The following is a 24,563-nucleotide window of genomic DNA, read 5'->3' as shown; positions in this document are numbered from 1 at the left end:
TTAATATACCTTATTAAGCGCGTTTGAGACGATTTTGGCACTTGTGAAAGCAAAGTGGAGATTATAACCGCCAAGCATGCCGGTAACGTCTAAAACTTCGCCGATAAAGTATAAATTTTTAATATCCTTGCTCTGGAAATTTTCATCAATTTGTGCAGTAGTAACCCCACCTTTAGACACTTCTGCTTTGTTAAATCCAAATGTCCCGGCAGGTGCGAAACGATAGTTAAAAAGCTCTAAAATTTTAGCCTTTTCATCATTGCTATATTCGCTAAAAGCAGCGTCTTGTAGGTTGTTTTGACGTAGAAATTCAAGCACAAATCTCTTTGGCAAAGGCAGGACGCTTGTTAGTTGTTTTTTGCCTTGGGTTAAATTCTTAGGCTCGAAATTTGGTAAGAAATTTATACTAATTGTCCCCTTTTGCCAAAAAAGTGAGGCGTTAAGCACGCAAGGACCGCTAATGCCTTTGTGTGTAAAAAGTATGTCGCCTTGTAAAATTTTATCACCTACAGACATTTTAGCATTTAGGCTAATTCCGCTTAGTTCTTTAAACCAAAATTCGCTTTTTTGAACGCTAAAGCCAACTAGGGCAGGGGAGAAATTTATCGTTTTGAGCCCGAAATTTTGTGCGATTTTAAGCCCTATATCGCTTACTCCAAGCCTTTTATAGCTTATACCCCCGGTTGCTACGACTAAATTTACGGCATAAAATTTCTCGCCCTTTGTTGATAAAATTTCAAAAATTTCACCGTTTTTACTAGCGTTTATAACCTCGGTGTTGTAAAAAATTTTAGCATTTATCTTTTGTAAAAGCGTGTTTAAAACACTTTTGGAAGAGCTTTTTGTAAAAAACTGCGACTCTTTTTGCTCTTTAAATTCGATATTTTTAAAAAAGTCTAAAACATCATTAAACTTAAACGCATTCAAGGCTTTTTTTATAAATTTACTATCTGTAAGGTAGTTTTGCTCGCTGATGTGCCTATTTGTGATATTACAACGACCTCCGCCACTGATTAAAATTTTATTTCCGGCGGATGGATTTTTCTCAAGGATAGCTACGTTTTTTGCTTTTAAATTTGCTGCTAGAAAGAGCCCTGAAGCGCCTGCACCGATGATTAAAACGTCATAAATTTTATCCACTTTATCGCTAATGCCTTAAATTCCTAGTGCTTCTTTGAGCTGATCTTGGGTTATGATTTGCGAGTTGTATTTTATCACATAGTTTGTTTGTGTTTTATAGCACTCAACTATGCCTTTTAGTTGTGAAATTTCATTTAAATTTAGACTCTTAGAAAGCTCTAGGTATAAATTTTTAAATAAAGCGGGATTATCAAGTCTTGTTAAAAGTATAAGCCAAACTATGCAAAGCAGAATAAAGACTCCGCAAAGAGCGTCAAGATCGAAAAATTTGAGTAAAGCACCCGCGCCAACTCCGCCGATAAATGTCCCCATAAAGCCAGAAGAGTTAAACACTCCAAGTGCGGCACCTTTTTCTCCTGCTTTTGCAAATTTTGAGGCGATTGATTGCATTATTGGTTCGTGGAGATTAAAGCCGATGAAAAACATCACGATCCCTGCACAAAACATGATCTCGTTTGCGCTAAAGCCAAAAAGTAGATAAGCCGCAATAAATAGTAAAATTCCTATGAGCAAAAGTTGCTTTCCAAGCCCTCTTTTTTCTCCCATCGCTCCGCCCACGCCCATGGCCATAAAACCAAATACCGTGGAAATGGAGTAGATTTTCCAAAGCTCTTGTTTATCCCAGCCAAAATCATGCACTAAGACGATAGGAATTATCAAAAATGCGACAGACATCAGCATCTTTTGCATAAAATTTGTAGTGTTCATGAGAAATAAATTTTTATTTGAGATTAGTTTGAAAAATGGAGTTTTTGAACGAAAAGACTCTATCTTTTGCTCTTTTGGCACTAGAGTGTAGAGTAAGATAATGCTTAAAAAAGTAAGCATGATACTAAGATAAAAGAGGCTTGAAAGTCCAAATTTAGCGCTCATTGCTGGAGCTATAAGCATTGAAAGCGCAAATGAAACTCCGATAAAGCCACCCATTATCGCCATAGCCTTACCGCGCATCTCTTCTTTTGTGTTGTCGCTTATAAGTGCCGTCGCCACGCCACCTATCGCGCCTACGCCTTGGACTAAACGACCAAGAATCATGGTATAAATATCTTGCGCCCACGCACAGATAAATCCACCGACGATAAAGACTAAAAGTCCAAAAAGTAGTGTAACCTTGCGTCCGAAACGATCCGAAAGATAGCCAAAAGGTATCTGGAAGATCACCTGCATGAGCGCATAAACACCGATTAGAACGCCGATTAGAAATTCGTTTGAACCATCAAGCTCAAGCGCATAAAGGCTGATAACCGGAAGAATGATAAAAATACCAAAAAATCTACTACCAATGATAAAAGATATAGGCAAAACGCTTTTAAACATTAAAAATTTCCTTTGAAAAATATAGATTTTACACTAAAAAGACTTAAAATTTAAAGCGTTTTTTGATAAAATCCGTATTATTTTTTAAGGAGCGAGGATGTATAAATTCTTTGCGGGGATTTTGTTTGTGATGATTTTGCTGGTGGGTTGCGCTAAGCCGGATACCGCACAAAAGCATTTTGAAAATTTTGAAGCGGCAATGAAAGTTAAGGACTATGATAAGGCTAAGAAAAACGTAGATAGTGCGTGCGCTATGAACCATGCGCAGGCGTGTTATGCGGATGGTCAGCTTTATTTGCATGCGCAAAATAAACCATCGGCAATTAAGAGATTTACCAAAGCTTGCGAGTTTGATCATGCGTTAGCTTGCGCAAAACTAGGGCGACTTTTAATGGGAAGTTCAGATATTAAAGGTGGTTTTGAGGCTTTGAAAAAGGCGTGTGAACTACAAGATGCTCTATCTTGCGCTTATCTTGCTAGATTGCATACGGTTGGTATGGGTGAAGTTATAAAAAAAGATGAAAGTATAGCAAGCGAGTATCATAAAAAAGCATGTATGATCGATAAAGAATTTTGTGAGCAAAACAAATGAAAATAGTACTTGCAACATCAAACAAAGGTAAGGTAAAAGAGATAAGAGAATTTCTAAAAGAGTATGAAATTTACGCATTAAGCGAGATCATGTCGCCGTTTGAGATAGTTGAAAGCGGAGAGGACTTTAAGCAAAATGCACTCATCAAAGTTCGCGCGGTTTTTAAGAAGCTTTGCGAGTTAAATTTGCAAGATGAATTTATCGCATTAAGCGATGACAGTGGCATAAGTGTCGATGTTTTAGGTGGCGCGCCCGGAATTTACTCGGCTAGATATAGTGGTGAGAGAGCTACTGATGCTAGCAACCGTGCAAAGCTGATCGAAGGACTAAAAAATAAAAACGTTAAAAGCTCAAAGGCGCATTATACGGCCTGTATCGCAGTGGCTTCAAAATACGGTGAATTTAGCGCACATGGTTTTATGAACGGAATGGCGATTGATGAAGAAAGAGGTGAAAACGGTTTTGGATATGACGCGCTTTTTATCCCAAACGGTTTTAATCATACACTCGGAGAGCTCAAAGATGATGTGAAGCTTGAAATTTCACATCGCTCAAAAGGGCTTTTGCTTATTAAATTTGTATTAAAGTCGTTAAAAAAGAAATTTAAGTAGCGCTAGAGCGCAAAAACGACTTTTGCAATATAAAGGAATAAAATGATAAATGATGTAATAAATTCGATAAAAACCCCGGCATACGTCTGCGAAGAGGCGCTTTTGCGTAAAAATTTAGAGCTTTTAAAGCGTGTTAAAGATGAGAGTGGGGCTAAAATTTTAGTCGCGCTTAAAGGCTTTGCTCTAAGCGGAGTTATGGATATTGTTAGCGAGTATCTTGACGGAGCGACTTGTAGCGGACTTTGGGAGGCAAAATTCGCTCATGAGTTCGTAAAAGGCGAGATCCACACCTACTCTCCAGCCTTTAAAGATGAGGATTTTGAGGAGATAATGGCTATCTCAAAACACGTGGTTTTTAATAGCTTTAATCAATGGGCGAAATTTAAAGATAAAGCGCTAGCAAACGGCGTAGTTTGTGGGCTTCGCCTCAACCCAGAGAGCTCTGCGTCGCCAACTGATATGTATAATCCATGTGCTAAATTTAGCCGTCTTGGTATCACAAGGGCAAATTTCAAGCCTGAAATGCTGGAAGGTATCACGGGGCTGCATTTTCATGCACTTTGTGAGGAGAGTGCGCAAAGCTTAGAGACCGTGTTAATGGCGTTTGAGGAGAAATTTGGAGAGTTTATACCAAAGATGAAATGGATAAATTTTGGTGGCGGACACCATATCACAAGAGATGATTATGATGTAGATCTGCTCATCTCGCTTATTAAAAATTTCCATGAGAAATACGGCGTCGAGGTTTATCTTGAGCCTGGAGAGGCAGTTGGCTGGCAGACTGGATTTTTGATCTCAAGTGTGCTTGATATAGTAGAAAATGAGAAAAATATCGCCATTTTAGATACTTCTGCCGAGGCGCACATGCCAGATACCATCCTCATGCCTTATCGCCCTGCCGTAAGAGGCGAGAGTAAAAATGGCAAATTTAGTTATCGTTTTGGAGGCAACACTTGTTTAGCAGGAGATATCGTAGGGCAAGATGCAGGAAATGCAGACTATAAATTCGAGAACGAATTAAAGATCGGCGACAAGGTAATATTTGAGGATCAAATTCACTACACAATCGTAAAAAACACGACTTTTAACGGTATTATGCTGCCCGATTTGCTCCTGCTTAAACAAAACGGCGAGATAAAGACGCTTAGGAAGTTTGGCTTTGAGAGCTACCGAGATAGAAATTAAAATTATAAATTTGACCAAAAAGTCGGATATGCTTATATGAAAAACGAGTTGCTTTTTAGAATTTTTACTTTTTTGGATTGGGCAAATAGCTTTTAAAAGGCAACTTTGTTATATCTTCTGTGAGTTTTGTAAAAGATTTCGATGTAGTTTTAACACGAAAATCGCACAAAAACATCAAAATTATAATATGCAATTAAGGCATATTTAAGTAACGTTTAATTTTAAAAACTTATATTTTTTTAAGACTAGCTACTAAGCAAAGTTGTGATAAATTTTCAAAAATGGATAATATTGAGTTATCAAAATGGCTTCTTTAGGGAGCTTAAAATAAGGAAATAAAATGAGCGATACAAAAAGTGTCTTAAACGCTAGGCGAATTTATTATCTGCTATTTTCGCAACTTTTTGTTTTTACAGATAAACAAAATCGCTATGATAAGGTTTTAGACCTTTTAAATATCATAAAACAGTCCCCTCTTAATGATGAATGCGCCAAAGCAATAGACAACCTTTTATTAAAATTTAATACACAAAACCTTGAAAATATCGTGCAAGAATACGACGATATATTTCATGCTCCACCACATGCTATACACAACAGTTTTTCTTTTTATGAAGAGGGTTATGAGACCGGAAGTGCGTGTGCTAGAGTTAGAAAAATACTTGCTAAAACCAAGATCAGAAGAAATGAAGTAGATTTTAAAGAGAATGAAGACAATGTTGGATTTTGTTTTGCGCTTATGCAAGAGTTTTTAAATTCTCAAATTTCAGATGACGAAGAGAGTGGAGAATTTGCCTCACAGCTTTTTAAAACTATTATAAATCCAAACATAGATGACTTCATAGATGCTGTTTATGAGCATGAAAATTCAGACGCTTATGCGCTAGCCTGTATCATTCTACAAAATTTTATAGAATTTGAAAGAATTTTTTACGAAACACCAAAACCTATCGTAGATAGAAAGATAAAGGTTCAAGACGGAGTATCACGCTCAGAGGTTTTAAGAAGAGAACAAAACAGACGAGCTAAACGCCTTGAGCGAGAGCTTAGTAGTGATGTATAAACGAAATAAGAACGATAATAAAAAAGAGTGGCTATAACACGGAAAGGAAACTTTATGGAAAAAAAGAGTAGACGTGAGTTTATAAAAAAACTTATGTTAGGAACAACTGCGGTGGGTGCCGTAGCTGTTGGATCTAAGGCGCTCGAAGTTAAAGAGGACGAGCAAACAAAGCAAGTTTTATATAAAAGAAGTAAAACTTGGGAATTTTACTATAAACAAGCAAAATAGATAAAAACAATAATAAGGAAAGGAAGAGGAAATGAGAGAAAATGCATCGCCTTTAGTGGGCAGACGCTCTTTTCTTAAAATGGCATCCTTGGGTGCTATTGCCGGTGCAGGTAGTGCATTTGCTAGTGATGCCGTTAGAAAAGCTACGGCTCATGAGATAGGCAACCCATATCCGGGTTCAAAAATGGTTAAATCGATTTGCAGTATTTGCTCTGTAGGCTGTGGTGTAATGGGCGAAGTCGTAGACGGAGTTTGGGTACGCCAAGAGGTAGCACAAGATCACCCAATTAGTGCAGGTGGACACTGCTGTAAAGGTAGCGACGTTATAGATATGGTTCGCTCACACTGCCGTGTAAAATACCCAATGGTAAAAGAAAATGGCAAATGGAAGCGTATAAGCTACACAGAAGCACTTGATAGAATAGGTGAACAACTAAAAAAATATCGCGAGAAAAACCCTGAGCAAGTAATGTTTTTGGGTTCAGCTAAAGACAGCAACGAGCAGAGTTACTACATCAGTAAATTTGCTGCGATGTTTGGGACAAATAATCTAGATCACCAAGCAAGAATTTGACATAGCGCAACAGTCGCCGGTGTGGCGAATACGTGGGGTTATGGCGCGATGACAAACCACCTTGGAGATATCCAAAACTCAAAATCTATATTTATAATAGGTGCAAACCCAGCGGTAAATCACCCTGTTGGTTTTAGACACTTTTTAAAGGCTAAAGAAAACAACGGTGCGAAACTAATCGTAGTTGAACCAAGATACACAAGAACTGCGGCAAAAGCTGATATTTTTGCTCAAATTCGTCCTGGAACAGACATACCGTTTATGTATGGTATGATGCATTTGATCTTTAAAAACGGCTGGGAAGATAAGAAATTTATCGAAGATCGTGTTTATGGAATGGATGAAATTCGTAAAGAGGCTGAGCACTGGACACCTGAAGTAGTTGAGGATGTAACCGGCTGCAAGCCTGAAAAACTACTTGAAGTAACAGAAGCTTTTGCTAAAAACAAACCCGGATGTGTAGTATGGGCAATGGGTCTAACACAACACACTATCGGTAGTTCAAATACTCGTATAGCTTCTATTTTGCAATTAGTTATAGGCAACATGGGTAAAGAGGGCGGCGGCTGTAACATCCTTCGCGGTCACGATAACGTTCAAGGTGCTAGCGATATGGCAAATGCTCCTGATAGCTTACCTGGTTATTATGCTAAAAATGAAGAAACTTGGAAGTATTTTGCCAAAATGTGGGGCGTAGAATACGAATGGTTACAAAAAAATTACATCAAACCTGAATGGATGTTTAAACCCGGCTTTACACTAGCTAGATGGTGGGCAGGTGCATTAAACGGCAAAGATGGAAATGATGCGATAGAAAATGCGGGAGATGCACTAAAGGCTCTTGTTGTTATAGGCAACGGTATAACTTCAACTGCTCAACAAGTTAAGGTTCAAGAGGGTCTTGACGCGTTGGAGCTTTTGGTTTTAGCCGATCCATTTGTAAATGAAGCGGGAATTATAACAAACAAAAAAGATAATGTATTTTTACTTCCTGCTACATCACAGTTTGAAAACAGCGGAACAGTTGTAGCTACAAACAGAAGCGGTCAATGGAGAAGCAAAATTTCTAACGCAATGTATGAAAGCAAACCGGATCATGAAATTTTATTTGAGCTAGCTAAGCGTTTGGGATTCTATGATGAACTAACTCGCACTATCCGTGATGCAAACGGTAACATTGAATGGCCTGAAGCAGCAACTCGCGAAATAGCAAAAATAGTAAAATCTATCGGCCTTACCGGTTGGACGCCTGAAAGACTAAAAAATCACCAAGAAAACTGGGATAAATTTGACGAGAAAACACTTCTTGGTAAACCAGGAACTCCTGTTGAGGGAGAGTACTACGGACTTCCATGGCCTTGCTGGACAGAAGATCACCCAGGCAGCCCGATACTATATAACGTAGATGTTCCTGTTATGAAAGGCGGTATGGGCTTTAGAAATCGCTTTGGACTAGAGCACAACGGTGTTAGCCAGTTGGCAGCTGAGGGCTCTGCTCCTGTTGGGGGTGTTGTAAACGGCGGTTATCCTCAAATAACAAAAGCAAATATCGAAGCAGTGCTTGGCATAACTCTAACCGATGAAGAGCGTGAAGCAATGGGCGCTACATGGGCGACTGACGGAAGTGGTATAATCGCTAAAAAATGTATGGAAAAGGGCATTGCTCCATATGGAAATGCAAGAGCTAGAACTATTGTTTGGACATTTGTCGATCAAATTCCAAAACACAGAGAGCCATTGCACTCACCACGTCATGACCTAGCGCAAAAGTATCCAAGCTTTGAAGATAAGCCAAACCACTATCGTGTTCATACTCAATACAAGAGCTTGCAGCTAAGCAAGGATTTCTCAAAAGAATTTCCTGTAAACTTAATAACTGCTCGCTTAGTAAATATGAGTGGTGCAGGTATGGAAACTAGAGCTAGTAAATACCTAGCAAGACTAACACCTGAAATGTTTGCCGACATCCATCCTGATATGGCTAAAGATTATAATCTTAAAGACGGCGATATGATATGGATACATTCACCTGAAGGCATGAAGATAAAAGTCAAGGCACGTGTTGTTCCGTCTGTTCTTCCTGGTATGGTGTTCTTGCCATTTCACTTTACGGGTGTTATGCAGGGCGTTGATATGACGGGAAATTTCCCTGATGGAACTAAACCTTTTGCCGTAGGCGAGAGTGCAAACACTGTTGCGAATTACGGATATGATATTGTTACTCAAATCCCTGAAACAAAAGGTGGTTTGTGTAGGATAGAGAAGGCGTAAGGAGACTATGATGAGCGAATTTAATCAAAATAATAGACTAAAATTTTACTGTGACAACGACCGTTGTATTGACTGCAACGGTTGTGCGGTCGCATGTGATGAGGCTCACGAGCTTCCTATCGGCGTTAGAAGACGCCGTGTTATTACGCTAAACGAAGGAGTTATAGGCAAAGAGGTATCTACGTCTATAGCTTGTATGCACTGCGAAGATGCGCCTTGTTCGCTTGTTTGTCCGGTTGACTGCTTTGTTATACGTCCTGATGGTATCGTTCTTCACGATAAAGAGGTTTGTATAGGTTGCGGTTACTGCTTATATGCTTGTCCTTTCGGTGCTCCACAATTCCCTAGAGAGGGTGTTTTTGGTGCAAAAGGTAGCATGGATAAATGTACTATGTGTGCCGGCGGTGTTAATATCCAAACAAATTCAGAGCATGAATTTGAAGAGTATGGTCAAAATCGTATAGCAGAAGGAAAAGTGCCTGTTTGCGCGGCTATGTGTTCGACAAAAGCTTTACTTGTGGGAGAATCTGATATAATAGAGCAGATTTATCTTGATCGGGTCAGCGCAAGAGGATATGGTGTTAAAAACATCAAAGAATCTCCGACATGGAAAATCGCGTATTATACAAAGGACAGAATATGAGAGTAATATTAGCTTTTATTGCCTGTGTAATGAGTGCTTTTGCTTTGCATTTACCTGATGGAACAAATCAGTATGACAGTAATGTTTGGGCTGCGGGTAGAGTTGAAAACATAAAAGGTTACGAAGGCGGAATGGGTGAAATTTTTACATTCATCCAAGGAAATAACTACTTTGCTTACGGCGTTGTAGCGATTATTTTGGCGGTTATTGGTGCATTTATCCTGCACTTTTTAATCATCGGTCCAAAACACTTTAGCCACGACGGTAAAAAAGTTTATGCGTTTGACATAGTTGAGAGAATTTCTCACGGTATTGCTGCTCTTTCATGGGTTATATTGGTTCCTACCGGTATAATTATGATGTGGGGTAGCTCATTTGGCGGCGGTGCATTTGTAAATTTCATGCAAGATTTACACGTTATCGCTACTGTTTTCTTTACGATCTCAGTATTTCCTATGATATTTTACTGGACTATTAGAATGCTTCCTGCGGTTTATGATATCCGCTGGATGTTCATAGTAGGCGGATATTTGTCTAAGAAAAAACGTCCTGTTCCGGCAGGTAAATTTAATGCCGGTCAAAAGGCATGGTACTGGGTTGCTATACCTGGCGGTTTAGTTATGATAGCAACAGGTGCCGCGATGTATTTTCTTGACTTTAAAGCGGTTCCGGTAGCTGGCTGGCTTGGAATTTCACAGATCGAAGTTCTTCGCTGGAGTGTAATCATACATAATATCTTGGGTATCGTTTGTGCGGTATTCTTCCTAGTTCACATCTATATGGCAGCTATTGCTATCCATGGAGCTATTTGGTCTATGGTAAATGGATACAAAGAAGAAGAAGAGGTATATGTACTTCACCATTACTGGTATCAAGAGCTTGTCTCTAAAAATAAAATTCCCGTATCTGACTACGAGAAAGTTTACGATAAACTAAAATAAAACACTTAAAAGGGCTTTACTCTAAAGCCCTTTTTTCTTCAAAAGGTAAATATGCAACCTATTTTTACTACAAAGATAACAAAATTTAAGTCAAACGATAGTTTCGAATGCGATGACATACTTGTAAGAGAGATCAAACTTGATATAAATGTTAACGGTGCCAAAGCAGGCTCTATGATGGCAACACCTACAGACGTAGAAGCTCTTGGGATAGGTTATCTTTTAAGTGAAAATATAATTAAATCTTACTCTGATATAGAACATATAGATTTTAACGAAGCTGAGTTAGCATTAAACATAACCGCGCGTATAGATGAGGGAAGTTTAAACATTTTAACTACGGAAAATGTGATCATAAGCGGTTGTGGTAGAAGTGTAACTGCTAGTGTAAATCCTGCAAACATGAAAGCCAAAGTTATACAAAATGATATAAAATTTAAACACTCTGAAATTTCAAAGCAAATGGGTGAATTTTACACCCAGTGTGACCTTTATGAAAAGACAGGTTGCGTTCATACCGCAAAACTCATGATAGGGGATAAATTTTATATAGGCGAAGATATAGCCCAGCATAATACTATAGACAAAGCCATAGGTAAGGCCGTGATGGATGGTGCAAATTTAAGAGATGGAATTTTGATGGTAAGCGGAAGGTTAAGCTCTGAAATGGTAGTAAAGGCTGTTACAAATTCTATTGCGGTGCTTGTTTCAAGAACGGCTCCAACCAGTCTAGGTGTGCTTATCGCAAGAAGATTTAACTTAACTCTTTGCGGTTTTGTAAGAGGAGAAAATTTAAACGTTTATAGCGGAGCGGAGCGTGTCTATGCTTGATAAAGTGCAAGAATATATAGAAAAATTTAAAAATAAAAACGGTAGGCTTGACTGCGGAGTTGCATTTAAAATAGCCGATAAGCTCCAAGTAGACGTTGCTCTTGTTGGAGATACGGCAACGCAAATGGGTGTAAAAATAGACGCTTGTGAGCTTGGTCAGTTTGGCAAGTTGCCTTTGGAATTTGGTAGTGTAATGGCATACAAAAACCTTCAGCCCATGCTTGACGAGAAGTGTCGTATAACTTGCAAAGATGCTAGAGACGCGGCAAAGGGCGTTGGCATGAAAAAGATCCGTTCAACTTTGCGTGATTACAATATCGATGTAAAATACTGTCAGCTTGGCTGCTTTAAAGAAAAAAAAGGAAAGAAGATGATCGTAAAAACAAAGACTTGGATAGAAAACAGCGAAGGCGAGTTGCTCTTTGGCAAGGGAAAAACTGAAGTTCTTGAAGTTATAGCGGAATCGGGCAGCATAGTAAAAGCGGCTGAAATTTTAGGCATGAACTATAAAAAATGCTGGACTCACTTGCAAATTTTGGCTAAAAATTTAGACGAAGATCTTGTAAACACAAAACAAGGCGGCGGCGGAAGTGCCGGAACTACGTTAAATCCACGTGCTTATGAGCTTATAAATGCATACAAGCAGCTTCAAAGAGACATAGAAGACTATGCAAATAACCGCTTTAAAGAGCTGTTTTTAAATGATCAAAAAGATAGAGTTAGCAAAAAATAATTAAAATTTTTAAGCCAAGCCAATAAATCTGGTTTGAAAACTCAAAATTTTTAGGCTCTAAATGTGACTTCTTGTGGCAAAATTTTTAAGTTTTGCGCAAAAGTTAAATTTATCTTGATGTTTGTAAAATGCTTTTTTAATACCAATTCTTCGGTAGAGTGATACCAAATTTAAGCCGTTGGCTTTTGAAACTCATTTTCAGCGGCAAAACTATAATTTGAAAAACGTTAAAATTTAAGCCGTTGGCTTTTGAAATACGTTCATCTCATCAGTTCTTAACGCTTTTTACTGTTAAATTTTACGTTTTTGGCTTTGAGGTAAAGTAAACTTTCAAACAGCGCGCTTATTGTAGCGTCATGATTTGTATTTTGGTTAAATTTACTCTTTAAAAATTATGCTAAAACGGCAGGATTTATATGCCTAAAATGCATAATTTACATTCGTAACAAATTTAAGCCAAATACCGTAAAATCAAGCTTTATAAGCATTTAAATATATAAAATCATGTAATATAAGTTTGAAATTTATATAAAGGAGAAAGTATGTTTATTAAGCTAAATGACCGTGTGTATCTAAACACCGATCGCATAACAAGAGTCAAGATAGATAATGTCCAAGACGGCATCCGCATCCGCTTTTATGAAGGCGCTGCACAAGTTGCTAAAAGCGGTAAATTTGAAAGCTATGAAGCTGCTCAAAAGTGGCTTGAGGCTAATTTCGTAAAATAAACCCGTCGGGTCGCAAAAGACCCGATTAATCCTTATAAATTTACTCCCGTATACTACCTTTTATACAAAATATTGTAAAATACATAAAAATATATCAATTTCTAGGAGGTTTGCATGTTTGGCAGTGGCAAAAGACTGGATGAAACAAATGAAAAATTGCGTCTTTTAAACGAAGAAAACAGTGCTTTAAAGCATGAAATAGATGCTCTAAAGTCCCAAATTTCAAGCCTTAAAAGCGCAGATAATAAACAAAGCGATAAAGAGAAGTTAAAGCAAAACATTATCGATCTTTTAATAAATAGCTATGCGGACGGTATAAATTTCCTGCAAGGCACTATGGAGGAAAATCTCTTGATGCTAGGTAGTGTAAATAGCCTAAATAACGAAACCTTCGGCAAGACCAAGGGGCTTCAAGAGAGAGTTGTAACGGTTGTAAATTCAATGCAAGATGTGCAAGGCTCAAGCGATGTTTTGCACACTAATGTTTCTAGTCTAAACTCAAGTGTGGACTCTATCGTTGAGATAATAAATTTAATCAAAGACATATCCGATCAGACAAATTTACTTGCTTTAAACGCTGCTATCGAGGCTGCTCGTGCCGGCGAACACGGACGAGGTTTTGCCGTGGTTGCCGATGAAGTTAGAAAGCTTGCCGAAAGAACGCAAAAGGCGACTCAAGAGGTTGAAGTAAACATAAACGGACTTAAACAAAATGCTAACTCCATGACTGAGATAGCGGAGAAATTTATCAGTCTTTCGCAAGAGGTCTCAACGACTTTGGGTGAATTTCAAAGCAATATCGAAGATGTAAAAACAAACACGGATGATATCCTAAATCAAACCATGAACGTAACAAACGAGATAAATATCAGCAACGGAAAGATAGATCATATAAATTTAAAACTATCGGCATATAAGAACTTTCTTTACGGCGAAAAAGTAGATATGTCAGATCATGTTAATTGCCGTTTTGGCAGGTGGTTTAGCGAACATATCAAGCAAATTTTATCAAACAACTCTCGTGTGATAGATGAAGTGGCAAAACATCATGACAACGTGCATAAAGGGTTGCAAAAAGCAGTTACGCTTTTTGGCGACAAAAGTAGCAAAAAAGATGGTGTTAGCGTGCTTGCCGATGTTGAAAATTCAAGTAAGCACGGGTTTGAAATTTTACTAGAAGCGGTTAGAAAAACTAGAAGATAAATTTAAAAATACAAATAAGATTCAAGTCTTGAATAAATCAAATTTTAAAGGAAAAACATGCAATTAGACTGTAGAAATTTAGAGTGCCCTGAGCCGGTTATTAGAACTAAAAATGCCATTGAAGGCTTAAAAGACGGCGAAGAGCTTGAAATCTTGGTAAATTCGCTTGCCCCACGCGAAAATATATCGAGATTTTTAAAAAACCAAAATCAAAAATTTAGCCTAAGCGACCTTGCAAACGGCGAAACTCTTATAAAAACCGTAAAAAACGGCGAAATTTCTGACGTAAATTTAGATGAATACAGCTGTGAGATCGTAAGTAAAAAACCAGGAAAAGTCATCTATCTTAACGAAGATAGAACAGGTAGCGGACCGGTTGGTGAAACTTTATTGTCAAAATTTTTAGGTGCATTTATGCAGGTTGAGACTAAGCCTTATGCGGTTTTACTTGTAAATAACGCCGTTAAAATGACGACTGATCGCGGACATGTTAGCTTTAAAGTATTAAAAGACCTAGAAAACGCAGGGGTTAAAATTCTTAGTTGCGGAAGCTGCCTTGAAGCTTATAGATTAGTTGATAAATTAGCCATAGGTGAGATAACAAATGCTTTTGAAGTTTCTGATTTACTAAGTAGGTTTGATACGATAAAATTATGATTTATAACGATAAACAACTGACCAAATTTGTTCGTGCCGCGGGTTGAGCTGCCAAACTTGACCCGGCGGGTCTAAACAAAAGTATAGGCACACTAAATTTAGCTCACGAAAATTTAATCTCATCAACAAATAGCAATGAAGATGCTAGTGTTTTTAAGTTAAGCGAAGACCTGGCGCTTGTTCAGACGCTTGACTTTATAACGCCTGTGGTAAACGATCCGTTTATTTACGGGCAGATAGCCGCGGCAAATTCGTTAAGCGATGTTTTTGCCATGGGCGCACAGGTGATCAATGCTTTAAACATTGTTGGTTTTGATAGTTGCAACTTAAGCGAGGAAATTTTAACCGAGATAATGGCCGGCGGTGCCGATAAGGTGAGAGAGTGTGGTGGCGTGATAGTCGGCGGACATAGCATAGCAACTCATGAGATGTATTATGGTCTTAGCGTTACCGGTAGGGTTCATCCAAAGAAATTTTGGGCAAACAACACCGCAAAAGTCGGAGATGTATTAATCCTAACAAAACCGCTTGGTATGGGTGTTTTAAGCACAGCGATAAAGGGTGGATTTTTAGGTTTAGAGCAGATAAAAGAGGCTGCTTTTCATATGGCTCACTTAAATTTCTATGCAGTTGGTGCGATGAGTGAAGTTCGTGTAAATGCAGCTACGGATGTAACAGGATTTGGCTTTTTGGGGCATTTGAGCGAAATGGGAAGAGATGATATATCGTTTGAAATTTATACTAAAAATATACCGATCTTAAAGAGTGCTTACGAGATGGCAAACATCGGACTTTTGCCTGAAGGCAGCTATAAAAACCGTGAATTTGCAAGTAAATTTGTAAACGGCGATGCGGATATTTTGCTTTATGATGCACAAACTTCGGGCGGACTACTTTTGGCAGTGGATGAAAAAGACGCAAATAAAGCCTTTGATAGACTAAAGGATGTAGGGTATGACTACACAAGCGTGGTTGGTGAGGTTAAAACAAGACAAAGTGGGAAAAGTCTGATAAATTTGGTTTAAAAAGACACTAAAAGCGCGCAACTTATGCTAAAACAAGTAAAGTTTTGATAGAATCAATCCTTACAAACTTAAAATACTGAAGGGTTTTAAAGTTTATGCAAAAAAGTATAGTCGGCAAAACAAGTTGGCAGGTAATAAAAAAACTTTATATCGAAAATTTACTCGCATTGGTTGCGTTTGTCGCTCTTTGCTTTTTCTTAATCAGCTTTAAAGACAGCAATATCGCGCGTGATCTTGAAAAGCTAAACACCGATATAAATTTCGCCATAAATAGAAACTTTAGGGTCATAGAAGACGACCTTGCTATGAAGGCTAAAATTCTAAATTCCGATCTTCAAAAAGAGTATAGTCTTATAACCGATAAAACTCTACGAGAATTTTATAACGCGTTTTATATTATAGATGAAGACGCAAATTTGCTGTATAAGCGTGAATTTGAAGATGCAACCCCTTTAAAAAGCTTTAATATACCTTGGATACAGCTTCCGCATTTTCAATACTTTTCTCTCTCAAGAAGATTTTATAAAGATGGTGCGCTAGAGGCCGTATATGCCTCATACGAGCTAAATAACGGCAAGAAGATTATCGTTCAGATAGATCTAAAGCTTTTAAATTTAAGCCTAAATAACGCTTTAAGTCAAAGCAACGATATAGCATATGTTGTTGATAGAAACGGAAATTTACTAACAAGCAATTTTGCCCAAACATACGATAAAGACAGATATGATGCTTATATAAAATTTGGCGAGGAATTTGGCAACACAAGAGGTATATTTTCACTAACACAGATGAGATACGAAACGATAAGCTATATCGAGGCGTATAAAATTTTTGTTATATCAAGATCTACAAAACACGGTGAGATACTTTATCAAGCGATACTTTTATCTATAAGTTTTATAAGCTTTATTGCTTTTATCTTTTTGTGGATAAAAGATATAAAGTATATTAGAAATGACTTTCTAGCCCCGCTGGGCGAACTTGTTAGGTTTTTATCAAATAAAAAAAATAAGCTAGATACGCAAAATATCACAGGTGATATCCTAGCCATAAACGACGGCATAACGGATCTTTACAAAGAGCTTGATGAAGCTAAGATGGCTCTTGAGGCGTATAAAAAACGCTTTGGATATGTGTTTGAACAGAGTTTTTTAAATATCATAGTATATGACGCATATACGGGAGATATCGTAAATGTAAGCAACAAGGCGTTAGATGTTTACGGATATAGCATGGAGGAGATGCTTAGCTTAAATATCAGGGACATTGTATACTCGACATTTGCTGATATGCTTTATGACAGAAGAAGCAGTATAGAAAATTCAAAGCCATTTAAAACAAAACACCTTCTTAAAAACGGCGAATTACGCGATATGAGCGTGGTTGTTTCAAATATAGAGATAGACAACCAACGCCTTGCATTTTCTGTTATGAGAGACATTACCGGTGTAGAAAACGAAAGCAAGATAAATGAAATTTTGCAAAAGTATATATTTGTCTCGCCAAATATGATGATGATCGCTGATGCAAGCGAGCCGTTTGTGATAAAACAATTTACAAATAATACTAATAAAATTTTAGGTATAGCAGAAGATAAGGAATTTAGCTTTTCGTTTGATGTTAGAAATTTTATCACTCAAGAGAGTTTGATGAATTTTGTTAGCGCTATCGAGGTAGGTATTAGGTTATTTACGTTAAACAAAAATGTTTCTGATAGCGTAAGGCTAAACACGGGCGTGATAACAGCTGATGGTAAAAAGTTGTTTTTTAAAGTATATGCTAAATTTATACTCGATGACGACAATGACATTAGTAAGATCGTCTACTCTTTTAGCGACTTAACGGACGAACAGCAACTTCAAGATAGATACGAGCTTGAGATAAAAAAATATAAAAATGTTCTTTGGGCTTCATCGTCGGTGGCATGGACTTATGATGCACAAAGCAAGGAGATACAAACTAGCGACGAATTCGCCAAGATGTTAGGATATAACTCTAAAAGCGACCTGGGGATAATCGACATTAAGTGCATAAGAGAGCTTGCGGTTGATTACGTTAATGATTTTGAAAGCTTTTTTGACGAGATGAAGCTTGAAGACGGCTCATATATGAGCGATATTAAATTTTATGCCAGAGATAGAAGCGTAGTTTGGATAAATATGCGAGGCAAAAATTTAGAATTTAGCGATGACGGCAAGCCTCTTATCATAAACGGCGTCTTTAGAAATATCATGAAAGACCAGCAGTTCTTGATATATCAGCAGATGTTGTCTTCTGTTTTTTCATACGCAAAAGATGGCATAGCTATAATTGATCTAAATTTTAACATCATAGACGCCAATGAAGCGTTTTTAAATATGTCCGGACACGAGCAAGAAGAGGTTCTTAGCAAAAATATCTCTGAGATAAAAGGGGTTGAGTTTAAGGATAGAATTTTACCTGCTGTAAAAGCTCAAGGAACTATACAGAGTAAAATTTGGAGCAGACATAAAAACGGCGAAAATAGACTTGAAACCGTCAATGTTTCAGAACTAAGGGATAATGACGCAAATGTATTTTGTTATGTTGTGATCGTCTCTTCTATAAATGACTTTGCCGCAAACAAAGACTATCTTGAATACATCGCTTATCACGATCCTTTAACAAAACTTCCAAATAGATTTTTGCTCACTCGTAAACTTGATGAGATGATGAATGTAAAACATAAAAATATAGCCGTAGCCTACATCGATATGGACGGCTTTAGAGAGATAAACGAAACTTACGGTCATCACACAGGAGATAAGCTACTGCTTGAAATTTCTAACGAGATAAACAAGCTTTTTGACGATCAAGATATGCTCTCAAGGATAGGCGGAGATGAATTTGTTGCACTTATCCCTTATGAGAAAAAGGGCGAAGTCTACGAGATGGTGCAAAACATGCTTCGTATCGCGTCTGAAAACATAGAACATAACGGCGGTCATATAAAAGTAAGCGCAAGTATCGGTGTTAGCATGCGAAGCGAAGAGAACAACGTAAGCGGAGATGACTTGCTAGAGCAAGCTGACTGGGCGATGTATCAGGCAAAACTTGCCGGAAAAGGCAGGTATTATATCTTTGATGTTAAAAAAGATAGAAATTTCAAAAACCAATACGAAGATGGACTTAAAATTTCAAAAGCCCTTGCAAACAACGAATTCTTTATCGAGTATCAACCTGAAGTTAATATCAAAACAAAACAAGTTGTAAGATATGAGGCGCTTATACGTTGGAACAACGGCGGCGAGATATGCTATCCTGATAGCTTCTTACCTCTTATAAAAAAACAATACATCCTTGATGATATCGCGCTGTTTGCCATTAGAAAAGCCCTAGATGCTTGCGCACTGTGGAATAAAAACGGCAAAAACATAAAAGTATGTGTAAATTTGGGCATAGAGCAGCTTTGCAGTGATGAGTTTTTTAATAAATTTGAAGCCTTGGTTGAAAGCGACAACAAGCTTGATACTAGCATGCTTATAGTCGAGATCGTTGACTCAAACACGGTTGAGAATTTGCCGATAGCTTCTAAAATTTTAAAGAGATATAAGCGTTACGGGATAAATTTCTCGCTTGATGATTTTGCTTCTCGTGCTAGTTCGCTTGAAGCTTTGAGTGTATTGCCTATAGAGAGATTTAAAACCGACAAAAGACTTACTGTTCGCATGTTTGCCTCAAAAGGTGCGATCGTTATTTTAAGAATGGTAAGACAAATTTCAAATATGCTTCATCGCGAAGTAACTATAAAAAATATCGAAAACAAACGCATGTTAGAAACGCTTATAGGATTTGGCTACGAGTGTTTCCAGGGTAATTACTTTACAAAACCGTTAAGACTTGATGAGGCGTTGAGGTTTGAATTTAAGGGACTTGACGATGACGTTAAACAAGAGTATATAAGCGATAGTGAGTTTGAAAGATTAAGGGATTATATTGAGTTAAAAAGTTATGCAAACGATATCATCTTATATTTAACTGGCGATGAGACGATAAGGGGTGACTTTGAGTTTGATATCTTAAAAGATGATATAAGCAAAAAACTAAAAGCTACAAATGAAATTTATATGGATATTAGAGAAAAACTCATATCGGCGCTTGAAGCAAACGACGAAGCCAGCGCCATACAACTGGCTCAAGAAGTAAGCTTAATATGTGATGAGAACTTAAATTTATAAACGAGGAAGCAATGAGAGAAAACACACAAAATTTAAATGTCTATGAACATGAAATTCCTATCGGAAGTAGACTTTATTTTGGTAAAAGCGCAAAAGTAAAGAGAGAGATAGAGCAAAAGGCAAGTGAAATTTTGACCGATGAGGGCTTTAGCGAGATGGTAACGCCCTTTTTCTCTTATCACCAGCACTTAAGCGTAAATGCAACACAGCTTTTAAGATTTAGCGATCATGCCAACCACCAAATAAGTCTGCGTGCAGATAGCACCGTAGACGTAGTGCGCATAGCGATTCGAAGGCTAAAAAGCGATAAAGGCAAGAAATGGTTTTATATACAGCCTGTTTTTCGCTATCCAAGCTCTGAAATTTATCAAATAGGTGCTGAACTTATCGGAGAAAGTGACCTTTCTATCAGCTTAAAGATCGTTGCAAAACTTTTAGGCGAGCTTGGGCTAAAGCCGGTATTACAAGTAAGCAACATAGAAATTCCTCATACGATATGTGAAATTTTAAATTTATCCATAGATGTTTTTGAGCGCGGGCAGATAGAGCAAATTTTGGCTCAAGATGTTGATTGGTTAAATCGCCTAGCTCTTTTAAAATCACCCGAAGAGATCGACGAGGTAAGTAAAATTGTGCCAAAAGAGCTTGTAAAGCCGCTTACAAATTTAAAAGAACTTGCAAAGGCTTCGGAATATGAAAATTTAAGAATAGTTCCGCTATATTATTCAAAAATGAGATATTATGATAAGTTATTCTTTAGGTTTTTAAGCCAAAATTCGATACTTGCCGGCGGTGGAAACTACGAAATAGACGGCGCTCAAAGTAGTGGCTTTGCTGTTTATACTGATGCATTGATAGAACAATTAATTGATTAAAAAGGACGGAAAATGAGAAAAGCTGATTTGGTTGTCGGTATCCAATGGGGAGATGAAGGTAAGGGTAAGATAGTTGATATGCTATCACAAACTTACGATATGGTTTGTCGCTCTCAAGGCGGTCACAACGCCGGTCATACGATCTGGGTAGATGGCGTAAGATACGCTCTTCACCTTATGCCAAGCGGAATTTTGCATAAAAATATCATAAACATAATAGGCAACGGCGTTGTTGTAAGCCCTGAAGTTTTGATAAGCGAAATGGCGCAATTTGACGAACTTGGAGGAAGACTTTACATAAGTGATAAGGCACATTTAAATTTAGCTCATCACGGACTAATCGATCAAGCAAAAGAGCGTCTAAAAGGCGATAAGGCTATCGGAACTACAGGTAAAGGCATCGGACCTACTTATGCCGATAAGATAAGCCGCACGGGACATAGGGTTGGTGAGCTAAGAGATCCGGATGCTCTTTGTGAGGCGCTTATGCGTGATTTTAAGGCAAACAAAGACGTGTTTGACGCACTTGGTATCAAAACTCCTGATAGACAAGAGCTTTTGGAAGAGTTAAAAAGATACAAAGAGGTGCTTGAGCCGTATATCGCAAACACAACCCGCATTATATGGCAAGCGATCGATGAAGGTAAGAAAATTTTATTAGAGGGCGCTCAAGGAACTCTTCTTGATATCGATCACGGAACATATCCTTACGTAACTAGCTCAAACACTATAAGTGCCGGCGCTTGCACGGGACTTGGACTAAACCCAAAAGAGATAGGCGATGTTGTAGGAGTTATAAAGGCTTATACGACAAGAGTTGGCTTTGGACCGTTTCCTACCGAGGATAAGACAAAAGCCGGAGATGATATGTGTGATATCGGCAAGGAATTTGGCACTACAACCGGTCGTAGAAGGCGCTGCGGTTGGTTTGACGCCGTTAGTGTAAAATACTCTGCAAGACTAAACGCCGTAGATAAATTTGCACTTATGAAACTTGACGTGCTTGATGGATTTGAAACTGTTAAAATTTGCAAAGCATATCAATATAACGGCGAAACTATCGACTATGTTCCGACAGATCTTGAAAACGCAACTCCGATATATGAAGAGCTTGAGGGCTGGGACAGTGTTAAGGGTATATCAAGATATGAAGACCTTCCAAAAAATGCGATAGCTTATATCGAGCGTATAGAGGCATTAACGGGTGTTAAAGTAGGACTTATCTCTACAAGCCCTGAAAGAAGCGACACTATCATCAGATGAAAAGTAAATTTACTCAAGTCGTTCGCGTTAAAAAACAGGTTTTAGACAAGATCGAAGCCAAACTTGTCCTGGCTAGGTCAAATATCGTTACATGCGAGAACAACGTATTGTTTGCTACTCAAACATTAAGTAAATTTGACATGCCAAGAAGTGGTAGCGCAAGCGACTTGAGACAAAATTTAGAGCTTTTAAAGATAATGCGAGATGAGCTTAAGGGGCTAAAAGAGCGCTTGGAGCTAGCCAAGAAAGAGCTCATCCATCTAAACCACCAGCATAAAAACGCGAGTTTGGACTATGAAAAAATGAAATACCTTGAGCAAGAAGACTTTAAGACCGAGATAAAAAGAGTTCAAAGAGAGCAAAGTGCGGCTCTTGATGAGTTTGCCGTGATGAAATTTGCATCTAGGTCAAACGAGGCTATTAAAGAGGTTGTTGATGCTTAGGATTTTATTTGTAGTTTTTGTTAGTCTGAAATTTACTTTTGCTTATGATATTCCTGTTGATTGCACACAAATTTTTGAAGCTAGAAAGGCTGAAATTTTAAAAGAGGTTGAGCGTATAGATGAGGAGCGCCAGGCTCTTGAGGCGTTTCGCGCTAGCACGCAAGCTGCTTATGAAAGCTCCATGGCAAAACTTAGCAAAAAAGAAGCGGACATAAATGCCACCATGAGAGTAGTTGATCAAAAACGTAGAGAGATCGATGAAAGAGTTGCACAAAACGAGGAAATTTTAAAAGAGCTTCGCACGATGACTACGGATAAAGTAAGCGAGTCTTATGCAAAGATGAAAGATCAGTCTGCAGCCGATGTTTTATCGCAGATGAGTAGGGCTCAGGCCGCAACGATAATGTATGCTTTAGAGCCTAAAAAGATTTCAACCGTTATGGCTAAAATGGAGCCAAAAGTTGCGTCTGAGATCACCATCCTTTTAACAAAAGGACCACCCTTTGTCGATGAGCCAAAGGATGTTAAATTTGATGCACCGGCTGGAAACTTACTCGAGTAATTAGGCTTTTGATAAAATTTTTCTAATGGCGAGAGAGGCTAAATTTAGTCCAAAAACCGCCGTAACACCCATAAAACTTCCAAGTGATTTACAACGCGGCTCTTCGGTTGAAAAGACCACTTCAAAATCCCCGTTAAACCCGGCTTTCCTAAGCTCGTAGCGGTATTTTCTAGCCAAAGCATCAACGCTTGTTTTCCAAATCGAAGCTACTTTAACCTTTGTGGCATCTATCCGTTTGCCCCCTCCCATCGAAGCGATCAGTTTATCGCCAACCTTTAGCGCTAGGGCGACTTTTGCGCTCATATCATCAATAGCGTCTATAACAAGGTCAAATTCGCTAAAGTCAAAATTTTGTATAAATTCGGGCGTGATAAGCTCATTTATCGCCTCTATGCATTCGTAGCGTTTTTTAAATTCATCTACTTTTATAGCGCCTGTAGCCTCGCTGTAAATTTGTCTGTTTTGATTTGTTATATCAAAGGTATCTTTATCGATGATAACTATCTTGCCAACTCCAGCGCGAGATAGCGCGTCAACGCATATACCGCCAACTCCGCCAACCCCACAAATTAAAATTTTAGCATTTTTTAACTTCTCAAAGTCATCACCAAAGAGCCATCTTGAGCGAGTAAATCTATCTATCTTGTCCATTTTTGTCCTTGCTTAAACATTTAAATTTGCTCTTAAGTGTTCTAGGCTATCGTGTGCCGTCATATCAAGCATGATTGGAGTTATGGTTGCAAAACCTGCATTTATCTCGCTTAGGTCGGTTTTTTGAGTGCTGTCTATATAATCAAGCGCGGCGTTTCCAAGCCAGTAATACTCCACTCCTCGTGGGTTGCGATTTAGACTGGCACTTGTTGCATAGGTGCGGTTTCCAACCGGAACGACAGCGTAACCTTTGAAATTCTTAGAGCTTACGGCAGGGATATTTACATTTAAAAACTGTCTTGGAGGAAGCGAAATTTCATTATTTAATACCTTTGAAACGATAAATTTTACCACTTCTCTTGCAAGGTCAAAGCCTAAAACATCTATGCTATCGTTTTGATAAAACTGTGAAAATGCGATACTTTTAACACCTTGCAAAACCCCTTCCATGGCTGCACCGCACGTTCCAGAGTATGTTATGTCCTCTCCTAAATTTGCTCCGTGGTTTATGCCTGAGATTATGAGGTCTGGTTTTTTGGCATAAAGTGCATGAAGTGCAAGATATACGCAGTCGCTAGGCGTTGCGTCGTCAAGCTTGAAAAATCCATCATCAAGTTTTATAAATCTAAGTGGTTTTGTGAGGGTTAGAGAGTGTGCGCAGGCTGATTTTTCGGCACTTGGCGCTACTATGGTTACATTTACGTCAGGAAGTTTTTTAAGCTCAAGAGCAAGCTCATGAAGCCCTCTTGCTTCAAATCCATCATCGTTTGTTATGAGAATTTCTTTCAATATCGTCCTTTTAAATTTTGCCGATTTTATCACATCTTTATT

General features: G+C 38.2%; 23 protein-coding genes. 19 read left to right on the top strand and 4 right to left on the bottom strand.

Annotation, left to right across the window (positions count from 1 at the left end):
* On the bottom strand, positions 1-1,140 hold the full coding sequence (locus CCAL9328_RS02010; RefSeq protein ID WP_349304184.1) for a BaiN/RdsA family NAD(P)/FAD-dependent oxidoreductase: 1,140 nt from the start codon (positions 1,138-1,140) through the stop codon (positions 1-3).
* A 15-nt stretch (positions 1,141-1,155) separates the two neighbouring features.
* The gene (locus CCAL9328_RS02005; RefSeq protein ID WP_169999890.1) at positions 1,156-2,457 is read right to left on the bottom strand and encodes an MFS transporter; all 1,302 of its coding nucleotides are present in this window, start codon (positions 2,455-2,457) and stop codon (positions 1,156-1,158) included.
* Positions 2,458-2,554: 97 nt separating this feature from the next.
* Between CCAL9328_RS02005 and CCAL9328_RS02000 the strand changes: the two genes are divergently transcribed.
* The 19 genes from CCAL9328_RS02000 to CCAL9328_RS01910 all read left to right on the top strand — a co-directional run bounded on the left by CCAL9328_RS02000 (position 2,555) and on the right by CCAL9328_RS01910 (position 23,081).
* Complete coding sequence (locus tag CCAL9328_RS02000) at positions 2,555-3,049, top strand: tetratricopeptide repeat protein (protein ID WP_169936772.1); 495 nt, start codon at positions 2,555-2,557, stop codon at positions 3,047-3,049.
* Positions 3,046-3,660, top strand: coding sequence for a non-canonical purine NTP pyrophosphatase (locus tag CCAL9328_RS01995; RefSeq protein ID WP_169999889.1), 615 nt, complete (start codon positions 3,046-3,048; stop codon positions 3,658-3,660). Before CCAL9328_RS02000 ends, CCAL9328_RS01995 begins: the two co-directional genes overlap by 4 nt.
* Before the next feature lie 42 nt (positions 3,661-3,702).
* On the top strand, positions 3,703-4,845 hold the full coding sequence (gene nspC, locus CCAL9328_RS01990; protein WP_211436820.1) for a carboxynorspermidine decarboxylase: 1,143 nt from the start codon (positions 3,703-3,705) through the stop codon (positions 4,843-4,845).
* Between the two features lie 340 nt (positions 4,846-5,185).
* A complete protein-coding gene (locus tag CCAL9328_RS01985) occupies positions 5,186-5,908 on the top strand; it encodes a TorD/DmsD family molecular chaperone (protein ID WP_169936764.1) in 723 nt (240 codons plus the stop codon).
* A 54-nt stretch (positions 5,909-5,962) separates the two neighbouring features.
* Entirely contained in the window at positions 5,963-6,136 is a 174-nt protein-coding gene (locus CCAL9328_RS01980) for a twin-arginine translocation signal domain-containing protein (protein WP_169936762.1), read from the top strand.
* A gap of 31 nt (positions 6,137-6,167) precedes the next feature.
* Positions 6,168-8,981 (top strand): formate dehydrogenase subunit alpha, encoded by a 2,814-nt coding sequence (locus tag CCAL9328_RS01975; protein ID WP_169999888.1) that lies wholly within the window; start codon positions 6,168-6,170, stop codon positions 8,979-8,981.
* A 10-nt stretch (positions 8,982-8,991) separates the two neighbouring features.
* Positions 8,992-9,624, top strand: a complete 633-nt coding sequence (gene fdh3B, locus CCAL9328_RS01970; protein ID WP_169999887.1) for a formate dehydrogenase FDH3 subunit beta — start codon at positions 8,992-8,994, stop codon at positions 9,622-9,624.
* Complete coding sequence (locus CCAL9328_RS01965) at positions 9,621-10,565, top strand: formate dehydrogenase subunit gamma (protein WP_169936756.1); 945 nt, start codon at positions 9,621-9,623, stop codon at positions 10,563-10,565. Before fdh3B ends, CCAL9328_RS01965 begins: the two co-directional genes overlap by 4 nt.
* 51 nt (positions 10,566-10,616) lie before the next feature.
* The gene (gene fdhD, locus CCAL9328_RS01960) at positions 10,617-11,396 is read left to right on the top strand and encodes a formate dehydrogenase accessory sulfurtransferase FdhD (protein ID WP_169999886.1); all 780 of its coding nucleotides are present in this window, start codon (positions 10,617-10,619) and stop codon (positions 11,394-11,396) included.
* Positions 11,389-12,129, top strand: a complete 741-nt coding sequence (locus CCAL9328_RS01955; RefSeq protein ID WP_169936751.1) for a winged helix-turn-helix domain-containing protein — start codon at positions 11,389-11,391, stop codon at positions 12,127-12,129. Before fdhD ends, CCAL9328_RS01955 begins: the two co-directional genes overlap by 8 nt.
* A 542-nt stretch (positions 12,130-12,671) precedes the next feature.
* A complete protein-coding gene (locus tag CCAL9328_RS01950; protein ID WP_169936749.1) occupies positions 12,672-12,857 on the top strand; it encodes a sodium-dependent tyrosine transporter in 186 nt (61 codons plus the stop codon).
* Between the two features lie 114 nt (positions 12,858-12,971).
* A complete protein-coding gene (locus CCAL9328_RS01945; RefSeq protein ID WP_169936747.1) occupies positions 12,972-14,060 on the top strand; it encodes a methyl-accepting chemotaxis protein in 1,089 nt (362 codons plus the stop codon).
* 57 nt (positions 14,061-14,117) lie between these two features.
* Positions 14,118-14,717: a sulfurtransferase-like selenium metabolism protein YedF gene (yedF, locus tag CCAL9328_RS01940; protein ID WP_169999885.1), complete on the top strand. Its 600-nt coding sequence runs from the start codon at positions 14,118-14,120 to the stop codon at positions 14,715-14,717.
* On the top strand, positions 14,717-15,742 hold the full coding sequence (gene selD, locus CCAL9328_RS01935; protein WP_169999921.1) for a selenide, water dikinase SelD: 1,026 nt from the start codon (positions 14,717-14,719) through the stop codon (positions 15,740-15,742). The genes yedF and selD overlap by 1 nt, the downstream gene beginning before the upstream one ends.
* A gap of 95 nt (positions 15,743-15,837) precedes the next feature.
* Positions 15,838-19,938 carry an EAL domain-containing protein gene (locus tag CCAL9328_RS01930; RefSeq protein WP_169999884.1) on the top strand — a complete coding sequence of 1,367 codons (4,101 nt, stop codon included), beginning with the start codon at positions 15,838-15,840 and terminating at the stop codon, positions 19,936-19,938.
* Between the two features lie 11 nt (positions 19,939-19,949).
* Positions 19,950-20,813, top strand: coding sequence for an ATP phosphoribosyltransferase regulatory subunit (locus CCAL9328_RS01925; protein ID WP_169936741.1), 864 nt, complete (start codon positions 19,950-19,952; stop codon positions 20,811-20,813).
* Positions 20,814-20,825: 12 nt separating this feature from the next.
* Positions 20,826-22,076: an adenylosuccinate synthase gene (locus CCAL9328_RS01920; RefSeq protein ID WP_169936739.1), complete on the top strand. Its 1,251-nt coding sequence runs from the start codon at positions 20,826-20,828 to the stop codon at positions 22,074-22,076.
* Positions 22,073-22,519 carry a flagellar export protein FliJ gene (locus CCAL9328_RS01915; RefSeq protein WP_169936737.1) on the top strand — a complete coding sequence of 149 codons (447 nt, stop codon included), beginning with the start codon at positions 22,073-22,075 and terminating at the stop codon, positions 22,517-22,519. Before CCAL9328_RS01920 ends, CCAL9328_RS01915 begins: the two co-directional genes overlap by 4 nt.
* Positions 22,512-23,081, top strand: a complete 570-nt coding sequence (locus CCAL9328_RS01910) for a MotE family protein (RefSeq protein WP_169936735.1) — start codon at positions 22,512-22,514, stop codon at positions 23,079-23,081. The genes CCAL9328_RS01915 and CCAL9328_RS01910 overlap by 8 nt, the downstream gene beginning before the upstream one ends.
* On the opposite strand, the gene CCAL9328_RS01905 is transcribed toward CCAL9328_RS01910, so the two are convergent.
* Both CCAL9328_RS01905 and surE read right to left on the bottom strand, forming a co-directional pair.
* Positions 23,082-23,732, bottom strand: coding sequence for a tRNA threonylcarbamoyladenosine dehydratase (locus CCAL9328_RS01905; protein ID WP_169999883.1), 651 nt, complete (start codon positions 23,730-23,732; stop codon positions 23,082-23,084). It abuts the gene before it with no gap.
* A gap of 12 nt (positions 23,733-23,744) precedes the next feature.
* Positions 23,745-24,521, bottom strand: a complete 777-nt coding sequence (gene surE, locus CCAL9328_RS01900) for a 5'/3'-nucleotidase SurE (RefSeq protein WP_169999882.1) — start codon at positions 24,519-24,521, stop codon at positions 23,745-23,747.
* Positions 24,522-24,563: the final 42 nt, after the last annotated feature.

Source organism: Campylobacter sp. RM9328 (assembly GCF_012978615.1).
The sequence above is the reverse complement of the archived record's forward strand: the minus strand, read 5'-3'. Positions and strand labels throughout refer to the sequence as shown.

Excerpts from the sequence above, each read along its gene's own strand:
- CCAL9328_RS01965 (WP_169936756.1), top strand. The coding sequence starts at position 9,621 with ATGAGAGTAATATTAGCTTTTATTGCCTGTGTAATGAGTGCTTTTGCT.
- fdh3B (WP_169999887.1), top strand. The coding sequence starts at position 8,992 with ATGAGCGAATTTAATCAAAATAATAGACTAAAATTTTACTGTGACAAC.
- CCAL9328_RS01995 (WP_169999889.1), top strand. The coding sequence starts at position 3,046 with ATGAAAATAGTACTTGCAACATCAAACAAAGGTAAGGTAAAAGAGATA.
- CCAL9328_RS01980 (WP_169936762.1), top strand. The coding sequence starts at position 5,963 with ATGGAAAAAAAGAGTAGACGTGAGTTTATAAAAAAACTTATGTTAGGA.
- CCAL9328_RS01950 (WP_169936749.1), top strand. The coding sequence starts at position 12,672 with ATGTTTATTAAGCTAAATGACCGTGTGTATCTAAACACCGATCGCATA.
- CCAL9328_RS01930 (WP_169999884.1), top strand. The coding sequence starts at position 15,838 with ATGCAAAAAAGTATAGTCGGCAAAACAAGTTGGCAGGTAATAAAAAAA.
- CCAL9328_RS01945 (WP_169936747.1), top strand. The coding sequence starts at position 12,972 with ATGTTTGGCAGTGGCAAAAGACTGGATGAAACAAATGAAAAATTGCGT.
- nspC (WP_211436820.1), top strand. The coding sequence starts at position 3,703 with ATGATAAATGATGTAATAAATTCGATAAAAACCCCGGCATACGTCTGC.
- CCAL9328_RS02000 (WP_169936772.1), top strand. The coding sequence starts at position 2,555 with ATGTATAAATTCTTTGCGGGGATTTTGTTTGTGATGATTTTGCTGGTG.
- CCAL9328_RS01920 (WP_169936739.1), top strand. The coding sequence starts at position 20,826 with ATGAGAAAAGCTGATTTGGTTGTCGGTATCCAATGGGGAGATGAAGGT.
- CCAL9328_RS01910 (WP_169936735.1), top strand. The coding sequence starts at position 22,512 with ATGCTTAGGATTTTATTTGTAGTTTTTGTTAGTCTGAAATTTACTTTT.
- fdhD (WP_169999886.1), top strand. The coding sequence starts at position 10,617 with ATGCAACCTATTTTTACTACAAAGATAACAAAATTTAAGTCAAACGAT.
- CCAL9328_RS01985 (WP_169936764.1), top strand. The coding sequence starts at position 5,186 with ATGAGCGATACAAAAAGTGTCTTAAACGCTAGGCGAATTTATTATCTG.
- CCAL9328_RS01905 (WP_169999883.1), bottom strand. The coding sequence starts at position 23,732 with ATGGACAAGATAGATAGATTTACTCGCTCAAGATGGCTCTTTGGTGAT.
- CCAL9328_RS01955 (WP_169936751.1), top strand. The coding sequence starts at position 11,389 with ATGCTTGATAAAGTGCAAGAATATATAGAAAAATTTAAAAATAAAAAC.
- CCAL9328_RS01925 (WP_169936741.1), top strand. The coding sequence starts at position 19,950 with ATGAGAGAAAACACACAAAATTTAAATGTCTATGAACATGAAATTCCT.
- yedF (WP_169999885.1), top strand. The coding sequence starts at position 14,118 with ATGCAATTAGACTGTAGAAATTTAGAGTGCCCTGAGCCGGTTATTAGA.
- CCAL9328_RS02005 (WP_169999890.1), bottom strand. The coding sequence starts at position 2,457 with ATGTTTAAAAGCGTTTTGCCTATATCTTTTATCATTGGTAGTAGATTT.
- CCAL9328_RS01915 (WP_169936737.1), top strand. The coding sequence starts at position 22,073 with ATGAAAAGTAAATTTACTCAAGTCGTTCGCGTTAAAAAACAGGTTTTA.